The following is a 6,179-nucleotide window of genomic DNA, read 5'->3' as shown; positions in this document are numbered from 1 at the left end:
ACCAAGATTCCTGAGGATTAATAGTAATAAATGTTTCACTAGAAGATTTTGAGTAATTTTCATTACCACCAAAATCATACTTCAAAGTATACTCACCACCAGCTAAATTAGTAGGAATACTAAAAGCCTCACCAGACTTAACAGTAGGCATACCAGAAATTTTCTCATTACCTAACCATAAAGTACAATTAACAAGATAACCAGGAAAAACATTGTTACTAACATCCTTCAAATTAACAATAACATTACCAGAACTATAACCATAAACAAAACTATAACTAACATCCTCAGTATCCAACCAAGATTCCTGAGGATTAATATTGAATGTTTTTTGTTCTCCATTAACAGAGTTATAGTTAGTACTTTCCTCATAATAATAATTAAATGTATGAGAACCACCTTTTAAACTACTTGACAAAATGATAGTCACTTTACCCTCAAAATCAGTAATGGAAGATTGTTCAATACTTTTATCAACCTTATACTTAATAGTTTGATCAGGTATACCGGCACCATTAAAATCATTTAAAGTCACAGTAATAATATTATCCTCTGCACCATAAACAAAAGTATTAGGAATGATTGCATTAATAGTTGGAGTTTGAGAGCTAGCCTTTAATGATGCTCCAAATTTAGATTGTGAATATTCATCCTCATTATTGCTGGTGCAAAAATTTACATCATACATAGAAGAAAGAGAATAAGTTGAAGGTAATAAAAATGTCGGTTGACCATTAGAATTAGTTGTTATAAAAGTGAGATTATTAGATTTAAGGGTTATATTGAATATTTGAGTACCACTAGAATTTGTAGTAGTTTCAATCATATGAGGGGTTTCCCCATAAGTGTTATATTGATTATAATTTGAAGTTAATTTAAGTTTGTGCTTAAAATTTAATTTTTGAGTATAATCATAAGCAGATAATTTATTTTGAAGACCATGATATAAGGTATAAACACTTAAAGTAGGCATAGTATGAGTTACTGATACCCAACCCTTAGGATCAGTTTCATTTATTATTGATGTAATAGTGTCCCCTTCTAAATAATAATTAATAAATTTATCAAAGGTTAAAGCACTTTCATTTTTAGCTACCTGAAATGTTAAACTAAAAGTTAATCCAGAGCAAACAAAATCAGATGAATACGAATCAATATAATTTTTATTAAGATATGACTCAAATTTGGGATTATAAAATTTTAAAAGATTAACTTCAGAACTCACTTCTCGTGAATTTAGTCCTGTATTCACATCCTTAGATTCTAAGAGTTTTTCTTCACAGTCTGTTTGTAATGAATCTATTTGTGTTTCTTCATTAATAAGTTCATTTTCATTTGATACATACATCGTATCAACATATAATTTTTCATCATACAAATTATCAGAACATGTAGTTATGTTAGTATTATCTGTTATTTGAGGATCACTTGCACTTACTGTCACCATGGCGGCAGTAGTTAAGATGGATAATAGCAGCGTTATTATACATATACTGATAATGTTCAATTTTTCATTTTTCATTTCCTAAATATTAATATACTCCATTTTTTTTTAATTATTTAATTTAAATTTATTTGATAAAGGAATTATTAATTCCACTTAAAAAAACCGAAATAATGGAAAATAAAAATTATATTTAATGAATAAAATTAAATTTTTTTAAAGGAATTATATTCGTATTGAGTAAAATTTTTTTTTATATACTATTTAAATCCTTTATCTGTTGAATAGTTATGAACATAGGATAAATATATAATTTTTGATTTGATTCTCTTAAAAAATTTCTAATTAGAATAAAATCTTGTAAAAACTCTTAACTTTTTTTTAAAATATTTCATCCAAATAAAGTTATATTAATTCAAATAAGCAAAGGAGTATAATAGATATTATTAAATGGAACTGGAATCATATATTGTTTATATTGAAATAATATGAGAATATATAATAAACATGATTACTAAGAATAATAGAGTTTTTAGTAAAAGTTTAAAAAATTGTTTATGAAAAGTTTTATAAAAAAAGATGAATAAAAAAGGTATTAATTAAAAAAAAGTGGAATTTAGAATTAATAAAATTTTTTTTTGGGGTGAAAAAATATGGGTTTTATAATGATTGTATTGGCTGTGATAATTGGAATGATTATTTTCAGTGCATGTTGTTCTGGAGACTAAAAAGAAGAGGGTGAAATTTATTATAAATCCTTTAAATTATATTTGTCATAGGAAACCGGAGAGAAGTTTTCATATTAAAGGCCATCAATTCCCAGTTTGTGCAAGATGCACTGGATTATATCTTGGTATAATTTCATTTTTTATATTTTACTTTATACAAGGTGTGATTCATAATTTATTTTTATTAATATTTTCAGTAGTTTTAGTAATTCCATGTTTGGTTGATGGGTTAACTCAACGTTATGGTAATCGTTTGAGTAATAATACTTTAAGATTATTTACAGGTTTAATAGCAGGTTATGGTTTAATGTTATTTGCTGAAGAAGTTGAATGGATTATTTTAAGCTTAATTTAAATAAAGTGTTTTTATAATTAAATAGTATTATATAGGAAAAATAACATAAATAGAATTAATTGAAATATATTTAAATGTGATTTATAATGGCAACAGGATTTATATTTTTTTCACACATCATTCCAGTAATTTTAGGATTTATGGGAGTACTCTGTATAATAACAGGAGTTATGGATAATCGGAAAATAGCAACTGCAATTGGTATAATATTATTTTTTATAGCTGCAATAAGTCCATTTATTATACTGCCAACAATGTTAGCTTAAAAAAAAAAATTAAATTAATTAATTATTTTTACTTTTTCTTATGATTTAAAAAATTTTTATGACTTTTTACTTATTTTTTTAGCATATATTTACTAATTTTTTTAATTCTTTTTAAAAGGGGTTTATTTTGATTTCACCTTTATGTAAGGCTGTTCCTACTAGTGCTTTTTTAAAACCTAATTCTTCTAATTTTTGAAGGTCTTTTGCTTGAATTCCCCCACCTATTATGATTTGGTCTTTGAAATCTTTAAATTCTTCTAGTAATTCTTTGTTAAATCCTTCTCCAGTTCCTACTCTAGATATATCTAAGAGTATGATTTCACTTGGATCATATTTTTTTAGGATTTCTTGGAATTCTTTTAAGTTCATGTTTAGGTTTTGTGAGAATAATTTACCGTCTTTTACATCTACACTAATAATTATTCTCTCAGATGGGAATGTTTTAAATATTTTATCTAATTCTTCTATACTTTCTAAGGTTTCTGTTGCAATTATTACTTTATATGCAAAATTTAGATAGAATTTGAAGGATTCATAATTTTTTACTCCTGCATCTAATATTACAGGTAATATCATATTGGTGTTTTTGATTTGATCTATATTGTGTCCTTGTTTTTCTATTAGGTCTAAGTCTGCTATATATACTCTTTTTGCATTGTTTATTTTTAGGTTTCCTGCAATATCAAATGGATTGGGGTTAGGTGAGTATATTGTTTGTAATGGTGTGTATGTGTTTCTTTGTCCTGATTTTCCACTAACTGCTATGTGGTTTTTTAAATCTAATACTGGAATTATTTCAATCAATTTTATTATGCCCCTTTTTTTTATTCTTTTTGGTTTTCAAATATTTTTTTTAATTCTTCGTTGAGGCGGGTTTTTATGTATTCTACACATTTTTCTCCTTCTTCGTCTAATCTTGCTGGATCATTTGGAGTATAAGATTGTTTTTCTAATTCTTCCCCTATATTTATAGCTCCTGCTGGTTTTACTCCTCGTTCGTTAAGTATTTTTTCCACACAGTTACCATCGCATCCATTTATTGCAAAGACAGGGTATTCTTTTATTAGGAGGTTGTAATTGATTTGGTCTCCAGATACTAATCCCATGCATAGTTCTATTACATCTTCGTTGTCAATTACATAATCTAATGCGGCTACTCGTGCAACTAATCCGTTAGGACTCATTCCACTACATGAAGCTATTATTATTTTATCTGCCATTTTTTTATATTCCCCTTTTTCTTATTATTTTATTTTATGAGGTTTATTAATTTATAATAGTTTATAAGGTTCTAATGGTTAAAATATTTTTTGAAAAAAAGTTTTTTTATAATGTTTTATTAATTTGGTTTAGGTAATATTTTGTTTTTAAAAAAAGGTATTAAATTTATTAAGGAATTTGTTTTTTTTGGTTTTAAAAAAAATTAATTAATAAAAAAACAGTTTTTTTATTGTTTTTTTATATGGACCATTTTATATTATCTAAAAACAAGTATATAAAGTTAACTTTAAAATAAATAAATTTAACTTTAAAAAATATTTTTTATATAAAAAACCCTAAAAAAAGAAATAAAAAAAATAAAAAAGAAATCACTCATCCACTTTAAAATGAGCATCAATAAAATTATCTAACTTTTTATAAGCACGATCAACAGCTTCACCAATAGCGTCCTCACTTAAATTAGACAAACTATCAGTATCCAAATCAACATCAGTATCAACATCTAAACGCTTATCAATATCATCAAAAGCAACCTTAACATTAACATCCATACCAATAATCTCTTTAGGATTAGAAATAAAACTTATTTCCTTATTAATCTCATTAGATAAAAAATCAGAAATATTAACTAAATCATCCTCAGACAAATCTTTAAGAACCTTCATAAAAAACACACACACAAAAAAGAATTAATAAACTATAAAAAAATAAGAAAATATTAAAAAAAGTAAAAAAATAAATTCTTTACCTAAAAATAAATCTTTTATTCCACATCAGAAGGTTCACTATTATATTGTAAACCTTTCATAGCTTTTTCAATATTAGCTTGCATTTCTTTAAGCTTTTTCATAACACGATCTTCTTGACGAGACATTGTTTGTTGTCTAAGATTATAAGTTTCAAGTTTATCTTCAAGTTCACTATTAATCTCATCATGATCTACTTTAATAAGTAAATTACCTGCAGTCTTAAAAACATCAGCATCCTTATCAGCTTTTTTTAATTCTTCAAGAGCAGATTCAGTTTCCTTAATTTGAATATCATTAGTATTTTTTTGAGTTGCAATCATTTGAGCTTGTTGTTGTAATTGTTGAAATTGATTTAATTGTTCTTGTACATTTTTTGGAATATCCATAATTATTATCCACCTTTAAAATTTTTCTAAAACATAATATAAATTTTATAATAAATACTATATTTAATTATATTTAATAATCTATTTAAACCTTATCCATAAAAAGTTTTAAACTAATTCATTAATTTCTACGGATAATCTCATCCATTTAATAGCAGAATTAAGACTAGCACGAAAACTAGTAGCATCCTCAGCATCAATACTTAAAATTAAAACATTACCATCTTGAATAATATTCATAGTACTCCTATAATCTGGAGAACTTTCAAATTCAAGTAAAATAGAATCATGAACAATACTTGCCTGATTAAAATCATCAAATTCTATTTCAATATTAGATTTAATACTGTTTAAAAATTTACTAGTACTTTCAAGGATAAAAACAACCCCCACTATTAATTTATTTTCTAATCAACCACAATCTTTTTAACATTAATTCGAAGATCTATTTTATCCCCAAATTTATTATAAAAATCAATAATTGCAATTGGAAGATTATATAATCCCTCTTCATTACCATTATCCGCAGAACGGAAATGAAGATAATTAGAACTTAATTTACTCTTATTATCCACTTCAAAACCAAGCACATCACACAAAGGACTTAAATCTGGAAAATCATTACGAATTTTCAAATCTTTAGGCTTAATATGTAATCGTTCATTACAAGTTTCAGCAGAAATTAATAAAGCTAACTCTTCCTCACCCATTGATGAAATAAAAGTCATTTTACTCGGATTTCCTTTGATTTCATAAATTAACAATAAACCATTTCGTCCAAGTTCTTTACTTTTAACAAGCAAATCTCTAATAGAAGATTTTCCACGATTAGTATAATCATAATCAAAAGCATGGGATAAATTTTTACAAAACTTTCTTGTTTTTTGTGATGGTTTTCTAGATGTTGAAATTAACATAAATAATCATTTAATTCTCCCATAAAAAAAATTTAGGAATTTTCCCTTTTATATTATTTTTAAATTTATAAAAAAATAGTATATATTCAAAGTTTTTATTTAAAAAAAAAGTT

9 protein-coding genes are annotated in these 6,179 nt (G+C 25.1%); 2 read left to right on the top strand and 7 right to left on the bottom strand.

What is annotated here, in order from left to right; translation table 11 throughout:
- A partial coding sequence (locus BP997_RS02275) for a hypothetical protein (protein WP_413828746.1) occupies positions 1 to 1,447 on the bottom strand: 1,447 nt, incomplete at its 3' end.
- Between the two features lie 735 nt (positions 1,448 to 2,182).
- On the opposite strand from BP997_RS02275, the gene BP997_RS02270 reads away from it, so the two are divergent.
- Complete coding sequence (locus BP997_RS02270) at positions 2,183 to 2,527, top strand: DUF2085 domain-containing protein (RefSeq protein ID WP_413825723.1); 345 nt, start codon at positions 2,183 to 2,185, stop codon at positions 2,525 to 2,527.
- A gap of 86 nt (positions 2,528 to 2,613) precedes the next feature.
- Positions 2,614 to 2,793, top strand: a complete 180-nt coding sequence (locus tag BP997_RS02265; RefSeq protein WP_413825726.1) for a hypothetical protein — start codon at positions 2,614 to 2,616, stop codon at positions 2,791 to 2,793.
- A 111-nt stretch (positions 2,794 to 2,904) separates the two neighbouring features.
- On the opposite strand, the gene BP997_RS02260 is transcribed toward BP997_RS02265, so the two are convergent.
- The 6 genes from BP997_RS02260 to BP997_RS02235 form a co-directional block, all read right to left on the bottom strand.
- Positions 2,905 to 3,597 carry a HisA/HisF family protein gene (locus BP997_RS02260; RefSeq protein ID WP_413825729.1) on the bottom strand — a complete coding sequence of 231 codons (693 nt, stop codon included), beginning with the start codon at positions 3,595 to 3,597 and terminating at the stop codon, positions 2,905 to 2,907.
- A gap of 20 nt (positions 3,598 to 3,617) precedes the next feature.
- Entirely contained in the window at positions 3,618 to 4,013 is a 396-nt protein-coding gene (locus BP997_RS02255) for a putative zinc-binding protein (RefSeq protein ID WP_413827187.1), read from the bottom strand.
- A 369-nt stretch (positions 4,014 to 4,382) separates the two neighbouring features.
- Positions 4,383 to 4,679 (bottom strand): DUF3194 domain-containing protein, encoded by a 297-nt coding sequence (locus BP997_RS02250; protein WP_413827184.1) that lies wholly within the window; start codon positions 4,677 to 4,679, stop codon positions 4,383 to 4,385.
- Positions 4,680 to 4,777: 98 nt separating this feature from the next.
- The gene (locus BP997_RS02245; RefSeq protein WP_413827181.1) at positions 4,778 to 5,149 is read right to left on the bottom strand and encodes a prefoldin subunit beta; all 372 of its coding nucleotides are present in this window, start codon (positions 5,147 to 5,149) and stop codon (positions 4,778 to 4,780) included.
- A 108-nt stretch (positions 5,150 to 5,257) separates the two neighbouring features.
- Entirely contained in the window at positions 5,258 to 5,542 is a 285-nt protein-coding gene (locus BP997_RS02240) for a KEOPS complex subunit Pcc1 (protein ID WP_413825740.1), read from the bottom strand.
- A gap of 14 nt (positions 5,543 to 5,556) precedes the next feature.
- Positions 5,557 to 6,066, bottom strand: coding sequence for a ribonucleotide-diphosphate reductase subunit beta (locus BP997_RS02235; protein ID WP_413825743.1), 510 nt, complete (start codon positions 6,064 to 6,066; stop codon positions 5,557 to 5,559).
- Positions 6,067 to 6,179: the final 113 nt, after the last annotated feature.

Origin of the sequence: Methanobrevibacter sp. UBA412 (assembly GCA_002495685.1) — an archaeon.
GTDB classification, from domain to species: Archaea; Methanobacteriota; Methanobacteria; order Methanobacteriales; family Methanobacteriaceae; genus Methanobrevibacter_A; species Methanobrevibacter_A acididurans.
This window is presented reverse-complemented; position numbering and strand designations above follow the sequence as displayed.

Coding starts and splice junctions, on each gene's coding strand:
- BP997_RS02265 (WP_413825726.1), top strand. CDS start 2,614: ATGGCAACAGGATTTATATTTTTTTCACACATCATTCCAGTAATTTTA.
- BP997_RS02255 (WP_413827187.1), bottom strand. CDS start 4,013: ATGGCAGATAAAATAATAATAGCTTCATGTAGTGGAATGAGTCCTAAC.
- BP997_RS02250 (WP_413827184.1), bottom strand. CDS start 4,679: ATGAAGGTTCTTAAAGATTTGTCTGAGGATGATTTAGTTAATATTTCT.
- BP997_RS02245 (WP_413827181.1), bottom strand. CDS start 5,149: ATGGATATTCCAAAAAATGTACAAGAACAATTAAATCAATTTCAACAA.
- BP997_RS02235 (WP_413825743.1), bottom strand. CDS start 6,066: ATGTTAATTTCAACATCTAGAAAACCATCACAAAAAACAAGAAAGTTT.